Annotated in this window: 22 protein-coding genes and 1 pseudogene; 13 read left to right on the plus strand and 10 right to left on the minus strand. The window is 64.9% G+C overall.

Going from position 1 to position 22,773, the window contains the following annotated elements; genetic code table 11:
• The first annotated feature begins 51 nt into the window (after window positions 1–51).
• Both NN2_RS03895 and NN2_RS03900 read left to right on the plus strand, forming a co-directional pair.
• Window positions 52–1,329 (plus strand): glycosyltransferase, encoded by a 1,278-nt coding sequence (locus NN2_RS03895; RefSeq protein ID WP_063010394.1) that lies wholly within the window; start codon window positions 52–54, stop codon window positions 1,327–1,329.
• A 2-nt stretch (window positions 1,330–1,331) separates the two neighbouring features.
• Entirely contained in the window at window positions 1,332–2,084 is a 753-nt protein-coding gene (locus NN2_RS03900) for an ABC transporter permease (protein WP_030517969.1), read from the plus strand.
• A 14-nt stretch (window positions 2,085–2,098) separates the two neighbouring features.
• On the opposite strand, the gene NN2_RS03905 is transcribed toward NN2_RS03900, so the two are convergent.
• Entirely contained in the window at window positions 2,099–2,701 is a 603-nt protein-coding gene (locus tag NN2_RS03905; RefSeq protein WP_063910651.1) for a TetR/AcrR family transcriptional regulator, read from the minus strand.
• Window positions 2,702–2,790: 89 nt separating this feature from the next.
• On the opposite strand from NN2_RS03905, the gene NN2_RS03910 reads away from it, so the two are divergent.
• A complete protein-coding gene (locus NN2_RS03910) occupies window positions 2,791–3,246 on the plus strand; it encodes a DUF4345 domain-containing protein (protein ID WP_063010395.1) in 456 nt (151 codons plus the stop codon).
• 20 nt (window positions 3,247–3,266) lie between these two features.
• Here the strand turns inward: NN2_RS03910 and NN2_RS03915 are convergent, their stop codons facing one another.
• Window positions 3,267–3,821 (minus strand): GNAT family N-acetyltransferase, encoded by a 555-nt coding sequence (locus NN2_RS03915; RefSeq protein WP_063010397.1) that lies wholly within the window; start codon window positions 3,819–3,821, stop codon window positions 3,267–3,269.
• A 125-nt stretch (window positions 3,822–3,946) separates the two neighbouring features.
• Window positions 3,947–4,630 carry a hypothetical protein gene (locus tag NN2_RS03920; protein WP_063010399.1) on the minus strand — a complete coding sequence of 228 codons (684 nt, stop codon included), beginning with the start codon at window positions 4,628–4,630 and terminating at the stop codon, window positions 3,947–3,949.
• Between the two features lie 239 nt (window positions 4,631–4,869).
• Between NN2_RS03920 and NN2_RS03925 the strand changes: the two genes are divergently transcribed.
• From NN2_RS03925 to NN2_RS03935, 3 genes are read left to right on the plus strand one after another with little or no spacing between them, the layout of a single operon-like run.
• Window positions 4,870–5,574 carry a response regulator transcription factor gene (locus NN2_RS03925; protein WP_062963626.1) on the plus strand — a complete coding sequence of 235 codons (705 nt, stop codon included), beginning with the start codon at window positions 4,870–4,872 and terminating at the stop codon, window positions 5,572–5,574.
• On the plus strand, window positions 5,552–7,144 hold the full coding sequence (locus NN2_RS03930; RefSeq protein WP_063010401.1) for a sensor histidine kinase: 1,593 nt from the start codon (window positions 5,552–5,554) through the stop codon (window positions 7,142–7,144). The genes NN2_RS03925 and NN2_RS03930 overlap by 23 nt, the downstream gene beginning before the upstream one ends.
• 10 nt (window positions 7,145–7,154) lie before the next feature.
• Entirely contained in the window at window positions 7,155–9,044 is a 1,890-nt protein-coding gene (locus NN2_RS03935; protein WP_063010403.1) for a mannosyltransferase YkcB-related protein, read from the plus strand.
• 27 nt (window positions 9,045–9,071) lie between these two features.
• Here the strand turns inward: NN2_RS03935 and NN2_RS39040 are convergent.
• Window positions 9,072–9,350, minus strand: a pseudogene (locus tag NN2_RS39040) (GNAT family N-acetyltransferase); the annotation flags it as partial.
• On the opposite strand from NN2_RS39040, the gene NN2_RS03940 reads away from it, so the two are divergent.
• Window positions 9,337–10,176 (plus strand): hypothetical protein, encoded by an 840-nt coding sequence (locus NN2_RS03940; RefSeq protein WP_156511196.1) that lies wholly within the window; start codon window positions 9,337–9,339, stop codon window positions 10,174–10,176. The pseudogene NN2_RS39040 and the gene NN2_RS03940 overlap by 14 nt on opposite strands.
• 86 nt (window positions 10,177–10,262) lie before the next feature.
• Here NN2_RS03940 and NN2_RS39250 read toward each other — a convergent pair whose 3' ends face one another.
• The 4 genes from NN2_RS39250 to NN2_RS03955 form a co-directional block, all read right to left on the minus strand.
• Window positions 10,263–10,400, minus strand: a complete 138-nt coding sequence (locus NN2_RS39250) for a DUF6199 family natural product biosynthesis protein (RefSeq protein ID WP_501193545.1) — start codon at window positions 10,398–10,400, stop codon at window positions 10,263–10,265.
• An 84-nt stretch (window positions 10,401–10,484) separates the two neighbouring features.
• Window positions 10,485–10,940, minus strand: coding sequence for a DUF4254 domain-containing protein (locus NN2_RS03945; protein WP_063010407.1), 456 nt, complete (start codon window positions 10,938–10,940; stop codon window positions 10,485–10,487).
• A gap of 114 nt (window positions 10,941–11,054) precedes the next feature.
• Entirely contained in the window at window positions 11,055–11,255 is a 201-nt protein-coding gene (locus tag NN2_RS03950) for a hypothetical protein (protein ID WP_063010488.1), read from the minus strand.
• Between the two features lie 170 nt (window positions 11,256–11,425).
• The gene (locus NN2_RS03955; protein WP_063010409.1) at window positions 11,426–11,644 is read right to left on the minus strand and encodes a hypothetical protein; all 219 of its coding nucleotides are present in this window, start codon (window positions 11,642–11,644) and stop codon (window positions 11,426–11,428) included.
• Window positions 11,645–12,028: 384 nt separating this feature from the next.
• On the opposite strand from NN2_RS03955, the gene NN2_RS03960 reads away from it, so the two are divergent.
• The 6 genes from NN2_RS03960 (at window position 12,029) to NN2_RS03985 (ending at window position 20,888) form a co-directional block, all read left to right on the plus strand.
• The gene (locus NN2_RS03960; RefSeq protein WP_063010411.1) at window positions 12,029–12,892 is read left to right on the plus strand and encodes a Scr1 family TA system antitoxin-like transcriptional regulator; all 864 of its coding nucleotides are present in this window, start codon (window positions 12,029–12,031) and stop codon (window positions 12,890–12,892) included.
• Window positions 12,893–12,906: 14 nt separating this feature from the next.
• The gene (locus NN2_RS03965; RefSeq protein WP_063010413.1) at window positions 12,907–13,284 is read left to right on the plus strand and encodes a DUF397 domain-containing protein; all 378 of its coding nucleotides are present in this window, start codon (window positions 12,907–12,909) and stop codon (window positions 13,282–13,284) included.
• Between the two features lie 269 nt (window positions 13,285–13,553).
• Entirely contained in the window at window positions 13,554–14,543 is a 990-nt protein-coding gene (locus NN2_RS03970) for an Rpn family recombination-promoting nuclease/putative transposase (protein WP_169812370.1), read from the plus strand.
• Between the two features lie 107 nt (window positions 14,544–14,650).
• Entirely contained in the window at window positions 14,651–16,159 is a 1,509-nt protein-coding gene (locus NN2_RS03975) for a type I restriction-modification system subunit M (protein ID WP_063010417.1), read from the plus strand.
• On the plus strand, window positions 16,156–17,373 hold the full coding sequence (locus tag NN2_RS36020) for a restriction endonuclease subunit S (protein WP_082856697.1): 1,218 nt from the start codon (window positions 16,156–16,158) through the stop codon (window positions 17,371–17,373). The genes NN2_RS03975 and NN2_RS36020 overlap by 4 nt, the downstream gene beginning before the upstream one ends.
• A gap of 14 nt (window positions 17,374–17,387) precedes the next feature.
• Window positions 17,388–20,888 carry a DEAD/DEAH box helicase family protein gene (locus NN2_RS03985; RefSeq protein WP_063010421.1) on the plus strand — a complete coding sequence of 1,167 codons (3,501 nt, stop codon included), beginning with the start codon at window positions 17,388–17,390 and terminating at the stop codon, window positions 20,886–20,888.
• A 17-nt stretch (window positions 20,889–20,905) separates the two neighbouring features.
• Here NN2_RS03985 and NN2_RS03990 read toward each other — a convergent pair whose 3' ends face one another.
• Window positions 20,906–21,583: a uracil-DNA glycosylase family protein gene (locus tag NN2_RS03990; RefSeq protein WP_156511198.1), complete on the minus strand. Its 678-nt coding sequence runs from the start codon at window positions 21,581–21,583 to the stop codon at window positions 20,906–20,908.
• A gap of 140 nt (window positions 21,584–21,723) precedes the next feature.
• Window positions 21,724–22,671 carry an erythromycin esterase family protein gene (locus tag NN2_RS03995; protein ID WP_082856698.1) on the minus strand — a complete coding sequence of 316 codons (948 nt, stop codon included), beginning with the start codon at window positions 22,669–22,671 and terminating at the stop codon, window positions 21,724–21,726.
• Between the last annotated feature and the right edge of the window lie 102 nt (window positions 22,672–22,773).

Genomic DNA, 22,773 nt, shown 5'->3' on the forward strand with positions numbered 1-22,773 from the left:
GTTTCTCGGCCGAAAGTGTTGCGCTCTCGGGAAAAGGGGAGATAACTCGACATGAGAATCGCCATTCCGCTGACCGGCACCCGCGGCGACGTGCAACCGGTGCTGGCCCTGGGGCTGGAATTGCGGCGCCGCGGCCACGACGTGGTGCTGGGCGCGCCGCCGAATCTGGTCGATTTCGCCTCCGCGGCCGGGCTCGCCGCGCGCGCCTGCGGGCCCGATGTGCAGCAGCTCTACAGCTCGGAGGCAGGGCAGCGCGCCCTCGCCGCGGGCAATACGCTGCGGCTGATGCAGCTGGTCGCCCGGCAGATGGCCGACTATGCCGATCGGATGAACCGCGAGGTGGTCGAGGTGTGCGCGGGCGCCGACCTGATCGTGGCCAGCACCGTCACCGAGGACCGCGCGTGCTCGGTCGCCGAGGCGATGGATGTGCCGCTGGTTAGCCTGCACTACTACCCGGCCCGGGCGAACGGGGCCTATCCGTTTCCGGGCGCGCTGCCGGCGACCTGGGCGCCGCCCGCTCCGGTGAATCGTGCGACGTGGGCGGTGGCGGAGAACCTGCGGCGGATCGTGTTCATGCGCTATCTGAACGATCTGCGCGGCATGCTCGGGTTGCCGAAATCGCGGGCGAGTATCGCGGCGGTGCTGGCCCGGCGGCGGGTCCCCGAGGTGCAGATCTACGATCCGGCACTGGTGCCCGGGCTGCCGGCGCAGTGGGACGGCCGGCGCCCGTTCACCGGCTTCCTGACGCTGGATCAGCAGACCCGGCACGCGGTGGGCGAACTCGGCGACGACCACACCGACATCCTGTCCTGGGTGCGGGCGGGGGAGGCGCCGGTGTTCTTCGGATTCGGCAGTATGCCGATCAGCGATCCCGCCGCCGTCCTGGCCATGGTCGGTGAGGTGTCGCGGCGACTCGGGGTGCGAGCATTGGTGAGCGCGGGCTGGAGTGGTATGGAAACCGCTCGTACCCAGGGTGATTCGAGGGTGAAAGTGGTCGGCCCGTTCGCCTACGACCTCGTGTTCCCGCACTGTGCGGCCGCGGTGCATCACGGCGGGATAGGCACGTTGTTCGAAAGTCTGCGGGCCGGTCTGCCGACACTGGTGTGTTCGGTGTCGTTCGAACAGCCGATGTGGGGCGGGCAGGTGGATCGGCTCGGGCTCGGCGCACGCCTGCGTTTCACCGAGCTCACCACCGAACGACTCGTTCGCGGCGTGACCACGCTGCTGGAACCCGAACGTCGCGCCCGTGCACGGCAATTCGCGGCTACCCTGCGCACCGAGGGCGCCGCCGCCCATGCCGCCGATATCGTCGAGGCGGCAGCCCGGTGAGGATGATCGCCGCGGATTCGGCGGTGATGTTCCGCCGGTGCGCCCGGCACACCCTGCGCAGTCCGGACACGCTGATCATCTCGCTGCTCATGCCGATCCTGGTGATGCTGCTGTTCACCTACGTCTTCGGCGGCGCGATCGACGTCGGTGGTTCCTACCTCGACTACGTCGTGCCCGGAATCATGCTGTTGTGTACGGGTTTCGGTGCGTCGATCACCGCGACCGCGGTCTCGGCCGATATGACCCGGGGCAGTATCGACCGATTCCGGACGCTGCCGATGTTCAGGCAGGCGATCCTGGCCGGACACGTCGGGGAGGGGGTGGCGCGCAATCTCGCCGCCATCGCGATCGCGGTGACCGTGGCCGTCCTACTCGGCTATCGCCCGCGGGCGGACGTACTCGGCTGGCTGGGGGCGCTGGCCATGATCGTGCTGTTCGTGGTGGCGATCTGCTGGATCGCGGTCGCGCTCGGGCTGGTGGCGAAGAATCCCGAGGCGGCCGGCGGGATGACCTACGCGATCATGTTCATTCCCTACATCAGCAGCGCGTTCGTGCAGACCTCCACCATGCCCGCCTGGCTGCGCGGCTTCGCCGCCTACCAGCCCGCCACGCCCGTGGTGGATACCGTGCGCGGTCTGCTGAATTCGAGCGGAACCGGCGCAAGCGCGGCACTGGCCCTGGTCTGGTGTGCGGGGCTCGGGGTGCTCGGTTTCGGCGCGGCGAGCGCGGTGTTCGATCGGCTCTCCCGGCGATAGCGGACCACGACGTCTCACCGCCGCGGCGGCGCGGTCAGATCGAGCTGGGCACCCGCGGTGGCGTCCAGGGTCGCCATGCACATCCGTAACACTTCGTCACGCGAAATGCGCTGATGGGCAAGCCATTCGATGGCGACCTCGCGAATGAAGGCGATCCATCCGCTCAGCGCCGCGGCCGCCACCTCTCGGGTGTGCCCCGTGGCGCCACACGCGTCGAGGACGCGCTCGCACAGGGCATTCAGGTCCTCGACCACCGGTCCACGCACCGCCGGATCGGTGGCCGGCGTGGTGCGGTTGGCGATGAGAACCAGCGGAACGTGGGCGCGATAGAAATCCAGATGCGCCACCAGGCTCCGATAGACGGCGGTGCGAACCGGCTCCTCGGGGTCGATGCGCAGTTCGGCGAGCAGTCGATCGTGAGCGCGCTTCCAGATGGCCGCGAAGAACTCGCCCTTGGTGGGGAAGTAGTGGTACATCAGGGCGCGGGAGGCGCCGGCGTGGGCGGCGATGTCCTCCATCGCGACCTCGTCGAACGAGCGTTCGCCGAACAATCGCGCGCCCACATCCATCAATTCGTCGCGGCGCTGCTCGGGGGTGAGGCGGCGTCGGCTCGGCATCTGCTCATCGTAGGCGTGCGGTGGTTGACGTGAGCGGCGGCAGCGGCCTACCGTGGAGCTTATTCAACAACCGTCTAATAGGGGTCGGCATGCGACGAGTGCTGCAGATCTGGCTACTGGTGTTCGGGCTGGTGTGTGCGGGAATCGCGTTGGCGCACTTGTTCTTCGGTACCGCCAGCGTCATCGGCGCGGGACCGGTGAACGCCACCATCGATTCCGATATGCGCTTCTACGCGGTCGTGTTCGGCGCTTACGGACTGGCCGTGGCGTGGTGTGCGCGCGATGTGGAGCACCGAGGGCCGGCGATCAACGCGCTCGGCGCCGTGTTCTTCGCCGGCGGAATCGCCCGGCTGCTGGCATGGGTGGTGAGCGGGGAACCCAATTGGTTCTACGTGCTCATGACGCCGGTGGAACTGCTGATTCCGGTCCTGAACTGCTTCCTGGTGCGGGCGGTGTGCGTCGACCGTGCGCCCCGCGACGGCAGTGCATCCGGCGTCGGCATCCTCGGCACAGCGCCCGCGCTGCGGCAGGGACGGATCGGATAGCGTGCGGCGGCTCGCGCGGCTCAGTGCGTGCTGCGATTGTCGCCCGCGAGACGGCCTCGCCTGATCAACGCCCGTTTGGCGCCCGGCGCGATCGGCGGCAGCGGTGCTTCCGAATCCCGTTCCGGCTCAGCGGGATTGGGCCGGACGAACAGGGTGACCGAGGCGGCCGGACTGAATCCGCTGCGGGTCATCAGGGTGGCCGAGGCGGTATTGCTCTGCTCCACGTCGGTCACGATGCGGCGCGCTCCCCGCGCGAACAACGCTTCCGAACAGATATCCACCAGTCGCCGCGCCAGCCCGCGCCCCTGCATATCCGGCGCCACCGCGACCCACTCCAGATATCCCCAGTCGTCCCGCAATTCGAATTCCATGGACCCGAGCACGAATCCCACCACCCGATCCGAATCCAATGCCACCCAGCACGCGTTGTCCGCCGAATCCAAATGTTCGGCCACCGACGTCAACGACCACGAGGTGTAGGGCTTGACGCTGGTGTCGAACACTTCGTGACCCAGATCCAGCACCTGCCGCAAATGCCCCAGACCCATGGGCACGATCACCGCATCGCCATCCATCCGCCCAGTTTGCCAGAGGTGTGCCGACCGTCGGGCGTTGTGGATTCCGCCGGTGGGGCGCGTCGCGCCGCGCATGCGTGACGCGCCGCGAGTCGGCGGGCATGGACCCGCCGACGTTCCTGCGATCAGCCGTTGGGCTGATTCGGAGCACCGTCCATCGGCGGTGCCATCCCGGGTCCGCCGCCCTGTCCGGGCGCCGCGCCTCCCGGTCCGGGACCGTTCTGCCCCGGATCGCCGCCCTGCGCCATTCCGCCGAAGCGGCCCGACCGTCCGGTGCGACCACCCATCTGCCCGGATTCGGTGCCGCTCGTGATCGCGGTCGCGGTGGCGGCCCCGTTCGCCTCCGTGCCCTGAATGCGCACGGTGTCACCGACTTTCACCGCCGAATGCTGGGTGCTGCCGGAAATCGTGTAGGTCTGGGTGAAGTTGTCGGCGCTCTCGGCGGTGATCGAGGTGTCCGATACCGCGGTCACCGTGCCCGTCTGAGTGATCTCGGTGGTGTAGCCGCCGTTGCCGTCGCTGATCACGAACTGGCCGTGCAGGCTCTGGCCGGTCATGCCCATACCGCCCGGGCCCGCGGTGTTGTGCCCGCCGCCCCAGCTGGTCCCGGCCCCGCCCGGACCACCGTGCGCACTGCCATCGGAATGTGTGGCCGCGTAGACGACGCCGCCCCCGGCCGCCGCGATCACCGCGGCGATACCGACCGCGGCCAGCGACTTCTTCGTCGACCAGGTGGCGGCCGGCCGGGTCTGCGGCGCGCCCCAGGTGTGTTCCGGCTCGGCCGGAGGCTGTGGGGTGGGCTCGGTCATCGCGTACTCCTTGTCGTCGAATGCGATCGCGGGCCGTCGATGCCGCGATCGCGTTGCTCGGTCAACCCTGCGGTGCGAAGCTGGGTCTGCGCTGTGGACTCGTTCGGTACCCGCTGTGGTGAACGCGCCGCGACCGCCGCACTCACAGCCGACCCCCAGACACGGCACAGCGGACACCTAGCCGCCGTTCCCAGACTGGGGTCATGACCACCACGAACACTCCGGCCGAGCGCGTCGTGATGCGCCGCGCGGACGGCAGCCCCGTGACCGTCCTCGTCGTCGACGACGAACCGGTGCTCGCGGAAATGGTGTCGATGGCGTTGCGCTACGAAGGGTGGCAGGTCGTCACCGCCGCCGACGGCCGCACCGCGGTCACCGCGGCCCGCGAGAACCGCCCCGACGTGGTGGTTCTCGACGTGATGCTGCCGGATATGACCGGGCTCGAGGTGCTCGCGAAGCTGCGCCGCGATCTGCCGTATCTGCCGGTGCTGCTGCTGACCGCGAAGGATTCGGTCGAGGATCGCATCGCCGGGCTCACCGCCGGCGGCGACGACTACGTCACCAAACCGTTCAGCATCGAGGAGGTGGTCCTGCGCCTGCGCGCACTGCTGCGCCGCACCGGCATCACCACCGTCGACAACGACGCTCAGATCGTGGTGGGCGATCTGATGCTCGACGAGGACAGCCACGAGGTGACGCGCGCGGGCGAGCCGATCACGCTGACGTCCACGGAGTTCGAACTGCTGCGCTATTTCATGCGCAATCCCCGTCGCGTGCTGAGCAAGGCGCAGATTCTGGATCGGGTCTGGAGCTACGACTTCGGCGGCCGCTCCAACATCGTCGAGCTCTATGTCTCCTATCTGCGCAAGAAGATCGACAGCGGTCGCGAACCGATGATCCACACCCTGCGCGGCGCCGGATATGTCCTCAAACCCGCCGGCTGAGGCCCTGGCGAGCGAGCCGCGGTCTCGCCGTTGGTGGTCGGCGCGTGGTTGGTCGCTGCGCGCGCGACTGCTGGTCGGACAGTTGCTGTTGCTGGTGGTCGTGGTCGTGGGTATCGGCGCCGCAACGGAATTCGCGCTGCAGCAGTTTCTCGTGCATCAGCTCGACACCGAGTTGGTCGATGTGCAGAAGCGTTCCCTCGGCGAGGCCGGCGGTGGGCCAAGTCTCGGGCCGCCACCCGGCGATCCGGACCACGGCTATCGGCCGCCGCCGAACCACGGCGGTCCCGGGCCGGATTTCCTGGACCGGCGCGGCATTCAAGCCGATACCGTCGGCGCCAGTATCGACGGCGCCGACGTCACCGCCGCCAAGATCGATGCCGACGGGACCCAGACCAGTTTGTCCGCGGCCGCCCGGCAGCAGTTGGCCCGGGTGGCGTCGGACGGCGATCCGGTGACCGTCGACCTCGACGGGCAGGGCTCCTATCGCGTGGTCGCGAATTCGACCTGGTCGGGTGCCACGGTGGTGACCGGTATGCCGTTGACCGCGGTTCGCGCCACGCTGATGCGGGTCCTGCTGATCCTGGTGGTGGTCACCGCAGTGGTGCTCGTCGTCGCGATCACCGTGGGCATCTGGGTGATCCGCCGCGCGCTGGCACCGCTGGACCGAGTGGCCGCCACGGCCTCCCGGGTGGCCGATCTGCAGCTCGATCGCGGCGAAGTGGCGTTACCGGTGCGGGTTCCGGCCGACGACGCCGATCCGCGTACCGAGGTCGGACAGCTCGGTTCCGCGGTCAACCGCATGCTCGATCACATCGACAGCGCGCTGTCGGCCCGCCATGCCAGTGAGACGCGGGTGCGGCAGTTCCTCGCCGACGCCAGTCACGAACTGCGCACCCCGCTGGCCGCGATTCGCGGCTATGCCGAACTGGCCCAACGGAAACGGGCCGAGGTGCCCGGCGACGTCGCCAACGCGATGAACCGAGTGGATTCGGAATCGCGGCGGATGACGGCGCTGGTCGAGGACATGCTGCTGCTGGCCCGGCTCGATTCCGGGCGCGGCCTCGAACACGAGCCGGTGGATCTGACCCGGTTGACCGTCGACGCCGTCAGCGACGCCCACATCGCGGGCCCGGACCACCGGTGGAATCTGGATCTGCCCGGCGAACCGGTCGTCGTCACCGGTGATGCGGCGCGACTGCACCAGGTGCTGGCCAACCTGCTCGCCAACGCGCGGGTGCATACGGGCCCCGGCACCACGGTCACGGTCTCGCTGGAACGCGACGGCGCCGGCCGCGCGATCTGGCAGGTCGCCGACAACGGTCCCGGTATTCCCGCCGCACTGCAGCCGGAAGTGTTCGAACGCTTCGCGCGCGGCGATTCCTCGCGCTCGCGGCGGGCCGGAAGCAGCGGTCTGGGGCTGGCGATCGTCGCGGCGGTGGTGAAATCACACGGCGGCGCGATCAGCCTCGACAGTGCACCAGGACATACCGTTTTCACCGTCCGGCTGCCGGAGGAGACCTCACAGCGGGCACACAGCGAAGCCCAAGGCAGCAACCACCTCGGTCGATGACGATCGACATATGACGACGACTGTGCTGGAAACGCCCCCGGTCGCGGTGACCGAACCGCCGCCGCCGCGGACCGCGAGCCCGCGGTGGCGGCAGCTGTCGCTGGTGGCGCTGCTGGCGGCCACCGCGCTGCTGTACGTGTGGGACCTGGGTGCCGCCGGCTGGGCCAACGAGTTCTACGCCGCCGCCGTACAGGCCGGATCGCAGAGCTGGAAGGCGATGCTGTTCGGATCCAGCGACGCCGCCGACGCGATCACCGTGGACAAGACGCCCGGCGCGCTGTGGGTCATGGATATATCCGCGCGGATCTTCGGCCTCAACTCGTGGAGTCTGCTGGTGCCGCAGGCGCTCGAGGGCGTCGCCGCCGTCGCCGTGCTGTACGCCGCGGTGCGCCGGGTCGCCGGGCACTGGCCGGGAGTTCTCGCCGGTGCCGTTCTGGCGCTCACACCGGCCGCGGCGCTGATGTTCCGCTTCGACAATCCGGATGCCCTGCTCGTGCTGTTGCTGACCGCCGCCGCCTACTGCGTGCTGCGATCCGTCGAAAAGGACAGCGCCGCGTGGTGGTTGCCGCTGGCCGGGGTGGCCGTCGGATTCGGATTCCTGGCGAAGATGATGCAGTCGTTCATCGTGCTGCCGATTTTCGCGGTGGTGTATCTGCTTGCGGCCCATGTTACTTGGAGAACGAGGATTGTCCGCGCGGTGGCGGCTGTGCTCGCGATGGTGGTGTCCGCGGGCTGGTATCTGGCCGTGGTCGCGCTCTGGCCCGCCTCCTCGCGGCCCTTCATCGGCGGCTCACAGCACAACAGCGTGCTCGAATTGGCGTTGGGCTACAACGGTTTCGGGCGGCTCACCGGTGACGAGGTGGGCGGTCTGGGCAATATGAACTACGACGTCGGCTGGGCGCGGCTGTTCGGCTCCGAGATGGGTGGTCAGATCTCCTGGCTGATCCCGGCGGCGCTGATCATCGGCGTCGCCGGTCTCTGGCTCACTCGTCGCGCGCCCCGCACCGATCCGACGCGGGCAGCGCTGGTGCTGTGGCTGGGCTGGCTGATACTCACCGGCGGAATCTTCAGCTTCGCGAGCGGCATCCTGCACCCCTACTACACGGTGGCGCTGGCTCCGGCCACTGCGGGCAGTCTGGCGATCGGCGCCTGGCAATTGTGGTTGCGGCGCAACGACCTTCGAGCCGCGGCGGTGCTGTCGGGCACGCTGGTGGTGACCACCGTTCTCGCCTGCCTCCTGCTCGCGCGCACCAGCGATTGGAATCCGTGGCTGCGGCCCGTCGTCGCGGTGGTGGGTGTGGGTGCCGCGGCACTGCTGCTGGTGGTCTCCCGATTGCCGCGGGCACTGGGTGCGGCGGTGGTGGCCGTGGCGCTGGCCGCCGGCCTGGCGGGGCCGACCGCCTACGCGTTGGCGACCGCGTCGACTCCGCACACCGGAGCGATTCCGTCCGCCGGCCCGTCCAGCGGGCGCTTCCCAGGCGGGATGCCGCCCGGCGGCGGTCCCGGCGCGCATGCCGGTGGTCCGATGGGCGGCCTCCTCGGCGGTATTTCCGTCGGCTCGAATCTGTCTGCGGCACTGCGCGACAACGCCGCCGCCTACACCTGGGTAGCGGCCGCGGTCGGCTCCACCAGCGCCGCCGCCTACCAGCGCGCCACCGGCGACCCGGTCATGGCCGTCGGCGGTTTCAACGGCACCGACCCGTCACCGACCCTGTCCCAGTTCCAGGAGTACGTGGCCCAGCACAAGATCCACTACTTCATCGGCGGTGAAGGTATGGCGGGAATGCGCGGCGCCCCCAGCGGCGGCAGCCACGAGGCCTCCGACATCGCCCAGTGGGTAGCCGCGAACTTCACCGCCCGAACCATCGACGGAGTGACGGTCTACGACCTGACCAAGTAATTTCCGCGTGGATGGCGCGATTCGGCCGACCACAACGTCCTCGCAATCGACAATCGCCCAGTGCGCGCCTGTCTCCGCGCCCCATGCGCTCCGCCAAGCGGCGATCATCTCGCTGGCCTCGGCGAGATCGGCCAAGGTTTTGCAGTGCCAACGCTGAATGTCCGGGTCTGCGTAGACGTCCAGCAGGAGCGGCGCATCGTCAGCGTCCCACGGCCGCAACGCAGTACCGCCCTCGACATCCACAACGGGCTGTTCTGCACCCGAGAACGATCCCGGCGGCACGGTCGGCGGCGTGAGACTCGACATTTCCCTCCCTTCGAGCTGGATCAGCTACATCATCGTCGCCGTCAATAGCGATCGAGTTCGGCCCGCCGGTACAATTCTTGCCCGAGTGGACAGGATCGAGTTGTCCATTGACGGCCCGATCCAGCCGGACTACGGGAAGCCGTTGGTTACCGCTGATGGGACAACCGTGCGCACGTCGGAAGCTCCCGAGTTCTGCAGCGCCTACGTGCCGTTCGATCGGAAGCAGGGATTCGCGATCCGGGTCTTCACAGCAGGTAGCCTTTTCGGGGAACCGCACGTGAACCTGTGCTCGGAGGCGGCGGAGATCGCCGCTGCGTCAGCGAAACATGTCAGCTCGCGACCGTTGTGGGCGCAATCCGGATACGCGCACATGAACTCGAAGCTCGCCACTTTGGACCCATGCGAAGTGACAGGTGCCATGCTCGCCGACCACCCCGGCGCTCGCGTCGGTCCGGGACTCGACCCGTGGATTTGCGGTTTCCTACCCGACGCCAGTGATCCGGACGCCAATTTGGTGGTCGCCTACCTGTTCGCGCCGGATTCGCTCCTCTCGCCGATTGATGAGGACGAACGGGCGTACCGAATCGGAGGCTTTCCGGCCCACGAGAAGTTCGATATCCCACTACCCGTCGGCTCGCAGCCTGGCGGCTATTGCCAGATGTGGGTCGGCACCGATCCGCGATGGCAGCCGTTGCCGAAATCCGATCCGCGTAGGTTGGTGGACCGCAACGCCGACATAATCCGAATCATCGATCACGCGGATAGTTGCGGGCGCGCTCAGACCGTCGCAACGGAACTCGTGAGGCTGTTCAAACAACTTCCGTAGCTCCGGCGGATTCGGCCGGCCGGGATAGTCCCGGAGGGAATCGTCCAGTCCGCGGCGCTTCGCTTCGACCGACGTTCACATGAGCTCTACAGCAGTGACAGCGCCACGACGATGATGACGACGCCGACGAAAAGTAGCCCGCCGGCGTTGCTCAGATATCCGGTCTCGCTGGGCTTGTTCGCATCGGGATTGTCGTACTTCCACGCTTCGGTCTTCCGCCAAATCTACTCGGGGTAAAGCAAACTCGCGAAGCCGAACAGGATGAAAGCAACGCCCGCGATGATCATGAACCACTTCATGCGCTCAGGCTATGGGGTGGGTGCCGACGGCGTCCGTCGGATACGTGAGGGCTGGGCGTTGCGGAGACCGGCGCTGATTTCGAACGCCAGATCCGTGTAGCCGACGGCGAGTTCGGCGAGACGTTGCCAGAGGAAGTGGCAGTCCGGTTCGGGCACAGCGTTATTCAGTGCGGCGTGCGCGTCGCCGCGGTATTGGGCGATGCGGTCGATGACCATGCCGACCGACTCGGTGTGAAGGTAGGACGCCCGGCGGGCCTGGGGGAGGTGCGTCGTTACCCAGCGGTCGATCGAGCGGACGAGTTCGGCTCGGGAGCGTTGTACTGCGCTGGTCTCCGCCGGTAATGCGGCACTGCGGGCGGAGTGGAGTTCTGCCAGTTCGCGTGCGGCATGCAGCACGGGATGGTTCAGTCGAACCGTTCCGTTGCATGCTTCCAGAAGTTCGTCTATCGGTGGCAATTTGACCATCACCGGGGTGGCCTCCAGTTACGGATCGAGTTGGTCGGATGAGGAGTCGGCTGCTTCGCCATGAAGTCTGTGAGGCCCGAATGGGCTGGTAACGTGGCGAATTCGATCGTCGGATCAGGTCTCTTCGATAAGCAAAAGGTAGGCCGCCTCGAGATGGACGACGCATTCGTCCGGACAGTGGGCCGCGTGGATCGTTCGTAGTTCGCGGGCGCGTGCGGGGGTCAAGCCGAGCAGATGGACCTGGCACATGAACTCGGCGAGCTTGCCGTCGGCATGGACGAATGCTCTCTGCTCCGACGGGTCCGGAGTATTCACGGCGTTTCGCTCGGTGGCGGTCCCGTGGTCGAGAGACGATTTAAGGCACGGCACAGGCAATCGGGCAGCATAAGGGTTCCTTCGGAGGGCGGTCGCTCAGGTTTGCCGAGCAGACCTCGAATCGGAAGTGACGTAGCCGCAGTGTCTTTCGGCTGGCTATGCCGAGATCGCTAACGTCTTCCGGGGAGCCACAACGGCATTCGCCGATGCCGGCCGGTGGAGCCGGGCGTACTCGGAGCCTCGGGGATCTCGTATTCCACGCCGAGAAAGCCTGCGAGGTCGCGAATGCTCAGGCCGAGCAGTCGGGCACCTTCGCCGATCTCCATCCACTGTCGCTCGCCGGCTGCCGGACGCTGAAGAAGCATTTCGGCGACGATCGTGCCGATCACGGCCTCATCCGTGGAGAGCCTTCGTCCCGGCAACCAGCGCGCGGTCCACCACTGTTTATCGCCGCACCCTCCGACGTACAACGCCGAGAGCGGATCTGTCGCTGCTGTACCTGAAATGAGCTGCATCGCATCATCACCCCTCGGTCGGATGCTTGAAGTCCTGATGATCAATTGGCGGAGGCAGGAGATCTTCCGCTCGGCACGTCCGTGCCGTGGTCGAGGTCGTCGGCTTGGTGTTGTGATTGCCGACACTGCCGAGGCTAGATTGCCGAGAGCTGTGCAGTCAAGCTGTCTAGGACATGGGCAGTTCAGCTAGAATGACAGCTGTCATTCTAGCTGAATGCTAGGGTGTCGCTGGCAGACAACAGGAGAGGAACAGCTGCGATGGCACCGACGTCACCGGTGGTAGCTCGTTGGGAACTGTCGTACCGAACCCGGAAGCGGAAAGATGAGCTGGGTATAACCGGCCCGCAGATTGCGAAGGCCCTCGAGTTTTCGCCCACCTACTGGCCGAAGGTCGAGCGTGACCAGCGAATCTTGAAGGAAGACAAGCTAATCGAGCTGCTGCAATTCCTCGGATTCGGTGAAGACGAGCAGGCGGACCTGGTGGAGGCCCGCCGACTGGCGGGGCAACGCGGCTGGTGGTCGGAGTATGAGGGGCTGTTCAGTGAGCAGCAGCTGCGTCTATTCGGGATGGAATACGGTGCCGAGGAGATCAGCACCGTCGAGAGCGTCCTGATTCCGGGACTACTGCAGACGGAGGAGTATGCCCGGGCACTGATCACCGGTGACACGGCGTTCATCCGGCAGATCGAGGTGCAGCAGCGGGTTGAGGCCCGGCTGAAACGACAGGAACGCCTTACCGGCGAGGATCCGCTTCGGCTGAATGTGGTCGTGAGCGAGGCGGCTCTGCGTCAGCAAACCGGCGGCCCGGAAGTCTTGGGCAATCAGCTGCGGCATCTGGTCTCGATGATCGAGCAGAATCACGACACGATCGACTTCCGTGTGCTGCCGTTCACGAGCACCGTCGGAGCCATCCGTGGCTGCTCGACCTTCCACATCCTCGACTTCGCTCGGCCGCTGCTGCCCACGCTCGGTTGGAGCGAAGTACCGGCTCACGATGAACTCGTTGAAGATCAACAGCGCATACGGAACATGACCATCGTGTTCGGGCACCTGCAGAAGGAATCGCTCAGTCGCGAGGATTCGCTGGAGCTCATCAGCAAGATCGTAGAGCTTGGCACGTGAGTAGGATCGTCAGCATGAATGCCAGCACCACCGCAAGTCTCCATTGGTTCAAGGCGACGCGATCCAGCTCGTCATCGAGCTGCGTGGAAGTTGCCCTGGCAGGTGCGTTTTGGCTTATCCGCGACAGCAAGTACCTGCGCGATCCTCGCAACGATGCGACCGCGCAGCCGATCATCGCGGTCTCCGTCGGCAAGTGGCGCGGATTCCTCGATGCGGTTCTCGACCGTAGTGCGGCCGGCTGTGACGGGCTTCCGTCGATCGGCTACCGCAAGGACGGATGGGTGTCCATCGTTGCGGGCTCGATCGCGCTCACCTACACGCCGTCCGAGTGGGATGCGTTCTGCGACGGCGTCAGGAAGCACGAGTTCGATCGGTTTCCGTCTGTGGCCTGAGCCGGGCGGTTGCCGGAGGGAATGCGAGTTCGCTGCTGCCCCTCAGTGTCTCGACGCCGCTTCGGGCCGCGGATTCCTCTGGGCGCGAAGGGCGTTTGGTAGTCCGTTGTGCTGCAGAACAATTCGACACGGCAGATGTTTCGCCATGCCCGATCATGCGTCGCCGCCGCCCGGCCATGCTGATCGCGGAATCCCCTGCCGCATGACGAATGTGCGGTCATAGCAATCGGATTCGGAATGTGTCGGTGGTCACCGATACGGTGAGGTCCGTGCCCGCCGACCCCACCAACTACCACGACGCCTTCTTCCGGGAAGTCATGTCCATCCCGGTCAACGCCGCATCCGAACTCCGCGCCGTCCTTCCGGAAACTCTGGCGGCGCAAGTGGATTGGGACCACCTCGAACTGCAGTCGACCAGCTTCGTTACCAGCGAACTGCGGCCCCGCTACGGCGATCTGCTCTTCCGTACCCGGATCGGCAGTCATCCCGCTTACATCTATTTGCTGGTGGAGCATCAGAGCAGCCCCGACCCGCTGATGGCCTTCCGGATCCTCGAGTACATGGTCAGCGTCTGGAACCACCACATCGGCCACCACCCGAAAACGCGCACGCTGCCCGCTGTCGTCCCCTTGGTGGTCTACCAGAGCCCCAGCGGACGCCGCTGGACAGCACCCCTGGACATCGCCGAACTCATCGATCTCGACGAAGCCACCCGCGAGGCCGCCGGGGCCTACATCCCCCGCCTGCGCTACATCCTCGACAATGTCACCCTGACCGACATCCCATCCCTGTTCGAACGCGAACTCACCACGCTCACCCGGATCATGCTCACAGCCCTCAAAACCGCCCCAGGAAACACCGACATGTTCGTCGTGCTGGAAATGCTGCGTGAGGACTTCGAGGACATCCTCTCCCGCCCCGGTGGTGTGCGTGACATGCAACTTGTGCTCACTTACATTATGAGTGTGGGTGAAACCGACCCCGCCGACATCGAAAAGTTCGCCGACCAGCTCGGACCACGCGCCAAGGAGGCATTCGTGACTACGGCAGAACGCCTGAGCGCTGAAGCTGAAGCGCGCGGAGAAGCGCGCGGGGAAGTCCGCGGCCGGGTGGCAGTCCTGCTCGAACAGCTCACCGCGAAGTTCGGGCACGTCCCCCAGCATCTCGTTGACACTCTCCGGGCGGGGAACATCGAACAGTTACAAGCCTGGAGCGCGCGAGTCCTCGAGGCCGAGCGGATCGACCAGGTCTTTTGCTGACCACCGTCCATGACCGCTCGAGCCGGTCGGGTGCGTATGACGGTCGGCGGCGGGGCGTAGAGGCCGTTCGGTGAAACCTGTCCCCGGCCTCCGATAATCTCGTCGGCATGATTACTGGGGAACTGCGGAGCAGGATCGATCGGCTGTGGGATGCGTTCTGGTCCGGGGGAATCTCCAATCCGCTGGAGGTGATCGAGCAGATCACCTACCTGATGTTCCTCAAGCGGCTCGACGACATGCAGATTCTCAAGGAGCGCAAGGCCAATCGCAGTGGGCGGCCGGTCGAGAGCCCGATCTTCGACGCCGATACCGAGAGCCTGCGGTGGTCGCGGCTCCGAGATCTGGATTCGGAGGCGCTGCTGCGGACGGTCCGTGATGATGTGTTTCCGTGGTTGCGGCTGCTCGGGGGCGAGGAGTCGACCTACGGCGAACATATGAAGGATGCGCGGTTCACCATCCCGACCGCCAGCCTGCTGACGAAGGCCGTCGACATGCTCGACGAACTGCCGCTGAGTGAAGGCGGAGACGTCAAGGGCGATCTGTACGAGTACATGCTGTCCAAGATCGCCACGGCAGGACAGAACGGGCAGTTCCGGACGCCGCGCCACATCATCGAATTGATGGTCGCCATGATGGCGCCGGGGCCGAACGACGAGATCTGCGATCCGGCCTGTGGTACGGCCGGCTTCCTGGTCGGTGCGGCGGAGTACGTCCAGCGGACGCACGGCGAGGCGCTGCTCGTGGAGTCGCAACGGGATCACTTCCACCACAGCATGTTTCACGGATTCGACTTCGATTCGACCATGCTGCGGATTGCCAGCATGAATATGCTGATGCACCAGGTGGAGCACCCGGATATTCGCTACCGTGACTCGCTCGCCGAGTCGGTGGCCGGTGAGGCCGGGCGCTACTCGATGATTCTCGCCAATCCGCCTTTCGCCGGCAGTCTCGACTTCGAAACCACCGCGAAAGATCTTCTCCAAGTGGTGAAGACGAAGAAGACGGAGCTGCTGTTCCTGGCACTGTTCCTGCGTCTGCTCAAGACGGGTGGACGGGCCGCGGTGATCGTGCCCGACGGTGTGCTGTTCGGTTCCACCAAGGCGCACAAGGATTTGCGGAAGCTGCTGGTAGAGAAGCATGGTCTCGATGCGGTCGTGAAACTCCCTTCGGGAGTCTTCAAGCCGTACGCGGGGGTGTCCACGGCGATCCTGTTCTTCACCAAGGACGACGAAACGGATCAGGTGTGGTTCTACGACGTCTCCGCTGACGGTTTCAGCCTGGACGACAAGCGCAATCCCCTGCTGAGTGATGAAAAGCTCGGTGCCACAGCTACTCTCACCGAGGACGAGCACGCCAAGAACAACCTGCCCGACGTGCTCGCCCGCTGGTCCCAGCGCACCACCACCGAGCGCGATCGCGCCCGCACCGAACAGAGTTTCTGCGTGCCGAAGGCGGATATCGCCGCCCAGGACTACGACCTGAGCCTCAATCGGTACAAGGAGATCATTCACGAAGAAGTCGAGCATCGGCCGCCGCTGGAGATCATCGAGGAGTTGGAGTTGATCGAGGCGGAGATCCAGCAGGGGATATCGGATCTGAAGGGGATACTGGGATGAACGCCTGGCCGACTGTGCCGTTGGAATCTCTCTGCGAAATCAATATTGGTAGAACGCCGTCAAGGAGTGAGCGCGAATATTGGGGGCCAGGCTACCCGTGGTTGTCAATTGGTGATATGAACCAAGGTAGGGATCTAATCTGGACAAAAGAGCAGATCACCGAGCGCGCGTCGCAATCTGTCATGGGAAGTATGGCGCAACCCGGTACTGTCGCGCTCAGCTTCAAATTGAGCATTGGCAAGGTAGGCATTGTACGGAAGCCGATGTATACGAATGAAGCAATCGCGGCCTTGCCGATTAGAGATCAGTCCCGATTGCTGCCAGAGTATCTGCTGTGGGCACTCCGAACGATCGATCTCTTTGAGGAGTCGGATGACGCGGCAATGGGAAAGACTCTCAATAAGAAGAAGCTTGCTCGGTTAAAAATCCCCGCACCTGGTCTGGCTGAGCAGCGGCGGATTGCGGAGGTGCTGGATCGGGCGGATGCGCTGCGGGAGAAGCGACGGAAGTCCATCGCCCTCCTCGACGAGCTCACCCAATCGATATTTCTGGACATGTTTGGCAATCCAGTGGCGAACCGTCATGGGTGGAGTGTAAAGAAATTCGGCGATATTCTGGATGCGATAGAAAGTGGACGCAGTCCAAAATGCATGGATCGTCCTGCGTCCGGTGACCAATGGGGAGTGCTTAAGCTAAGCGCTGTAACTTCGTGCGAGTATATTCCTAAAGAGAATAAAGCACTTCCATTGGAATCTGTTCCTGATGGCAAGTTGGAAGTGCGGGTTGGTGATCTTCTATTTACCAGGAAGAACACTCCCGAACTGGTAGGTGCATGCGCATATGTGCGGGAGACGCAATCACGGCTGATGATTCCCGATCTGATTTTTAGGTTCAAGTTCCTCCCGGGGGCTCCCGTAGAGCCGCAGTACATACACGGGTTATTTACTAACCAGAGTAAGCGCTCTAGAATTCAAGCGCTGGCTGGTGGGAGCGCCTCTTCGATGTCGAATATCTCGAAGAGTAAGCTACTTAGCCTTCCCGTCGAGCTTCCTCCCGTTGATCTGCAGACAAAGTATGTGCAGAGGATTGAGCAGATTGCGGCGATGAAACAGCAACAGTCCGCCCACCTAGCCCGTTTGGACACCCTCTTCGCTTCCATACAGTCCCGCGCCTTCCGCGGCGAACTCTGGCAAGATGAACTGAAAGATCTGTAAGGGGAGGAACTTTCGTGGCCGAGAACAACCACGGCACCGACGCCGAGAGCAACTTCGATTTCCTGGCCGCCGAGTGGCCGGAGTTGTTCGCCGAGGCGCGGCGGGCGGAACGGTCGGCGGTGGGGGATCCGCGGGTGGCGTGCTTTTTCGCGCGGCGGGCGCTGGAGTTGGCTGTCAACTGGTTGTATCAGGCCGATGCCTCGCTGCGGATGCCGTATCGGGACGACTTGAGCGCCAAGCTCAAGGAGCCGACGCTGGTGCAGGTGGCGGGGTCGGTGATCGTCACGAAGATGGATGTGGTGCGGCGGCGGGGGAATGTCGCGGTGCATCGCAATGGGGATGTCGCCGTTCAGGATTCGGTGAGTACGGTCGCCGAACTGTTCCATGTGCTGTATTGGCTGGGCCGCACCTATGCCCGCACCGAGGAGGGCAAGCCGTTCGACGGGCAGCGGTTCGATACCTCGCTGATTCCACGGCCGCTGCCGGAGGACGTGCGGCGTAAGAAGCAGGCCGAAATCAGGCAGATGGCAGACGATTTCGCCGCGCAGCAGGCGGAGCTGGCCACCGAGCGCCGGCGCCGCAAAGAACTCGACGACGAGCTCAAACTGCTGCGGGCGCAGGTGAAGGCGGCGAAGGCGGCCAATGCCACGGTGCCCGATCATCACGACTACAGCGAGGCGCAAACCCGCACCCAGCTGATCGACCTGCTGTTGCTCGAGGCCGGGTGGGCGCTCGACGGGCCCGACGACCGTGAGTACCCGGTGACCGGTATGCCCGCCACGGGCGGCAACAGCACCGGCAAGGGCCGCATCGATTACGTGCTGTGGGACGACAACGGCAAACCGCTCGCGGTCGTAGAGGCCAAACGCACCTCCAAGAGTGTCGAATCCGGCAAATACCAAGCCTCGCTCTACGCCGACGCGCTGGAACAGCAGCACGGGCAGCGGCCGGTCATCTTCTACACCAACGGCTACGAGACGCAGATCTGGGACGACACCTACTATCCGCCCCGGCCGATTCAAGGTTTCTACACCAAAGAGCAACTGCGGCTGCTTATTCGGCGGCGCGCGGGACGGCGGCCGCTGACCACCGAGCCGATCAACGAGGCGATCGCCGGTCGCGGTTACCAGAAACAGGCGATCGAGCGCATCGACGAAGCGTTCGAGAAGGACCGGCAGCGGGCGGCACTACTGGTCATGGCGACGGGGACGGGTAAAACCCGTACCGTGATCGCGCTGGTCGATCAGCTGATGCGCGCCGGTTGGGTGAAGCGGGTGCTGTTCCTGGCCGACCGGCAGGTGCTCGTGACGCAGGCGACGAATGCGTTCAAGCAGCATCTACCGAGCGCGCCGACGGTGAACCTGCTCACCGACAAGGACAGCAACGCCCGCGTCTACGTGTCCACCTATCCGACGATGCTGAACCTCATCAACGAGGTCGACGATGCCAACCGGCGGCCGTTCGGGCCCGGCTTCTTCGACCTCGTGATCATCGACGAGGCGCACCGGTCGGTCTATCAGAAGTATGGGGCGATCTTCGAGCACTTCGATTCGCTGCTGGTCGGTCTGACCGCGACCCCGAAGAACGAGATCGACCGCAACACCTACCGGCTGTTCCACCTCGAAGAGGGGGTGCCGACCGACTCCTACGATCTGGAACAAGCCATCGCCGACGGCTGGCTCGTGCCGCCGCAGGCGAAAACCGTGCCGCTCAAGTTCATTCGGTCCGGTATCCGCTACGACGAACTCTCCGACGAGGAGAAGGAGTACTGGGAGGAGCTGGAGTGGCGCGACGACGATGATATCCCCGACCAGGTGGATGCGCACGCGCTCAACCAGTTCCTGTTCAACCACGACACCATCGATCAGATGCTCCTGGTGCTCATGGAGAACGGCGACAAGGTCGCTGACGGTGAGCGGATCGGCAAGACGATCATCTTCGCCCGCAACAACCGTCACGCCGAACTGATCGTGCAACGGTTCCGCGTACTCTATCCCGATCTGCCGGGCGATTACATCGAGATGATCACCCACAGCGTCAGCCACGCACAGAGCCTGATCGATAAGTTCGAAAACCCGGACAGCGCACCGCATATCGCAGTCTCGGTCGACATGCTCGATACCGGCCTCGACGTGCCGGCGGTCGTGAACCTGGTCTTCGCCAAGGCGGTGCGCAGCAATACCAAGTATTGGCAGATGATCGGTCGCGGCACGCGGTTGTGCCCGGATCTGTATGCGCCGAACCGGGACAAGCAGCGATTCCTAATCTTCGACCTGTGCCAGAACGTCGAATACTTCAATCAGGATTTACCCGTCGCCGATGGGCGCGCGCAGCCGTCCATCAGTGAGAAGCTGTTCGCGGCCCGCGCGGATCTGCTGCGCGATCTCGACCAGCTGCAGCCGCCCGGTGATCGGCCCGCCGATATACCGAACGCCGAGCCGGCCGACCGCGCCGATGTGCGATGGCAGTTGGCCGAACGCCTGCGGGTCGAAGTCGCGAGCATGAACACGCAGAACGTGGAGGTTCGCAAAGAGCTGCAGTATGTGGAGAAATTCTCCGAGCGCAACAACTGGGATGTCGTCACCCCGGAGGTCCGTGTCGAGGTCGGCAAGCTCGCCGGACTGCCCACTCAATTCCGCGACGACGACCCGAGTCCGGCAGCGAAGCGATTCGATCTGCTGGCGTTGCGTCTGCAACTCGCACACCTCACCGCCGACACGGGCTACGACGGGCTGCGGGAGAAGGTGCAGGAGACCGCGCAAGCACTGCTCGACCCGAACCTGAACAACATCACGGCCATCCGTCAGCGGCACGAATTCATCGAAGACGTGGCGGGCGACGCATGGTGGGAGGACGTCACGCTCGCGATGTTGGAGACGATGCGACGGCGACTACGCGGGCTGGTCAAAGCTATTCCGCCCAAGGGCACCCAGAATCCGCTCTACACCGATTTCCGGGACCAACTCGGCGACATCGACGACATCGAGATGACCGTACTGCCCGGTGGGGGGAAAGGTATGGCACGCTTCGAGTCGAAGGTTCGCACCTATCTGCGCAGCCACGAAGACGTCCTGGCCGTGCAGAAACTTCTGCGCAACAAGCAGATAACCTCGACCGATCTGAGCGAACTCGAACAGATCTTCATCGACAGCGGCTTCGGCACGGCGGAAGACATCGAGCATGCCGCCAGCACCTACGGTGGTCTCGGTCTTTTCCTCCGCTCGCTCACGGGTCTGGACTCGACCGCAGCCACTGCCGCGTTCGAGGAGTTCCAGGCCGGGCGCACATTGAGCGCCAATCAACTGCACTTTCTGAAACTACTCATCACCTACATCACCAAGAACGGTGTGATCGAGGTAGGCGCCCTCTACGAACCACCGTTCAACTCGGTGGCGCCGACGGGTCCGGAAGACATCTTCTCCGAAGACGATGTGGACCGAATTGTGGCGGTGGTGAAGAACATTCGCACCACGGCCGTACCGGATTCGGTGGAATCGGCGGCGGCGAGCGGATAGGACGGTGTCGTTCCGGCTCAGCGTCGGTGACCGGCCTGCCCCGGCGAATCGGAGGCAGAGGTGATTGCCGTTGCGGCTCTGCCCATTTCATCGAAAAGCTCACGCCGCCAAACTTCCTGCTGGTCCGCTGTCCCGACGTAACCACGCGGCCCGGTGCTCCGGTGCCAAAAATGTTTGAGGCTCCGCGCTGTCTTGGGATAGGACTGCCGGAAGAAGTTCCACCCCCGTTCGGGGCCGTGGCCGAACACGAATACAGCCCGCAAGTAGGGGAGGCGTGCAATCACCTGGATGAGAAGATCTACGCCTTCACGCAGCAAGGGATCTCGAACGCTCGCATTGGATTCTCCGAGTCCCTTCTCGTACCAGGGATACATGTTCCAGCCGAAACAGTCTGTTCGGGCGATCTCAGCATGATCGAGGGCTGCAGCGATACGTTCCGCTGCCGGATCACCGTTCTCGACCGACAGCATGCCTGAGCCGCCGGGCACGTCCAGTCTCGTCTGCTCGCCGGGCGAGAGGGTCAGCAGCAGCAATCGCGCGGCGGATCCGAACTCCGGCGAGATATGAGGGACGAACCTGTCCGGCTTCCGAGCCCGCAACTCATCGACGTATTCGTTCAGTTCGCGGATGTGCGGGTCGTAGATCCGCGACCGATGATCATCGCGAAAGCCACCGGTCTTCATCCGTTGGTACATCCGAGTCATCCCCCTCCACGTCAGCAAGTCACGCTGCAATGACAATGCCACAGCAGCCTGACACTGTCGGAGAGTTTCGGCTGGAGAGAGTAGACCAGGCTGAACGCGAACTCCTGGCGCATCGAACGCGGCCGGCCGAACTAGCAGAGAAGGTGGGCCACCGTCACTGCCCGGTGGTGGACGACGAGGTCGAACCATTCGCTCAGGGAGCCGCCCGAGAGGTGGAACGCGCCGTCGTTCTCGGGGTCGTACACGGGGCCGATCACGCGGGTCTTCGTCGGCGCGGTGAGCCAGGTTCGCACCGAGTCCGGGCCCGGGGTTCGTAGATCCAGCAGGTAGGTGGCGAGATCGACGCGGCCGAGTACGGCTTCGGCGAAGTCGGCCGGCGGGGAAGGGAAGGTGTGCGCGGTCGAGCCGTGGTCGAACGTCAGGCCGACGGACAGATAGCCGGAACCGAAATGCTCTCGAAGATGGCCGCCCGCGCTGCGATGAGTGACCCGCTTCTCGCCGAGGAGCACATTTCGTGCCGCGGCGGCGACCGTATGCGTCGTGCCGCCCCAATAGACGACCTTGTGCCCGGTGCGCTCGTGCCAGCGGATCACAGTGTCTGCCAGCATCTTTTCGATATCGCCGAGGTCGCCGTATTCCGCTGTGACCCGGCGCTCGGGCTCCGGATGGGCGATACGAACCGGATCGTCGGGGTGCTGCCGGTTGTATCGGCGTATCCATCCGACGACCTCGAGTATCTCCTCGGTTCGCCAGAACGATCGGGCCCCGGCCAGCAGCGCGCGCGGGTCGCCGGCCCCGGTGCGCACGTACTCGTCGAGCGCGGCGCTGGTCGCATCGTCGCCCTCCAGGACGAGGCTGCGAAATCCCGAGTGTTCCACGAGGAAACGCAGGATCCGATGGGCGGTCACCGACAACTCTTGGGTGTCGCGGGTCGCGGCGCCCAGCGCGACGACGCGTGCGGCGCCGGCCGACCGGCGCAGTGGCGCCAGATCGGTGAGTGGATGCTCCGGGGCCGAGGCGGAGAGCGGATGAGCGTGCTGCTCGACCCATGGCGTCACGGTGTCGATCGAAGTGGTCATGCGGCAACTCTGGTACCCCAACTATGGTTGAGGTCAAGAAGTCTCCTCACAGTCGGCGCATAGGTTCGGCAAAGAGCCGACCCACCTCCGGGCGCGATCCTC

Origin of the sequence: Nocardia nova NBRC 15556 (assembly GCF_001613005.1) — a bacterium.
In the GTDB taxonomy this organism is placed as follows: Bacteria; Actinomycetota; Actinomycetes; order Mycobacteriales; family Mycobacteriaceae; genus Nocardia; species Nocardia nova.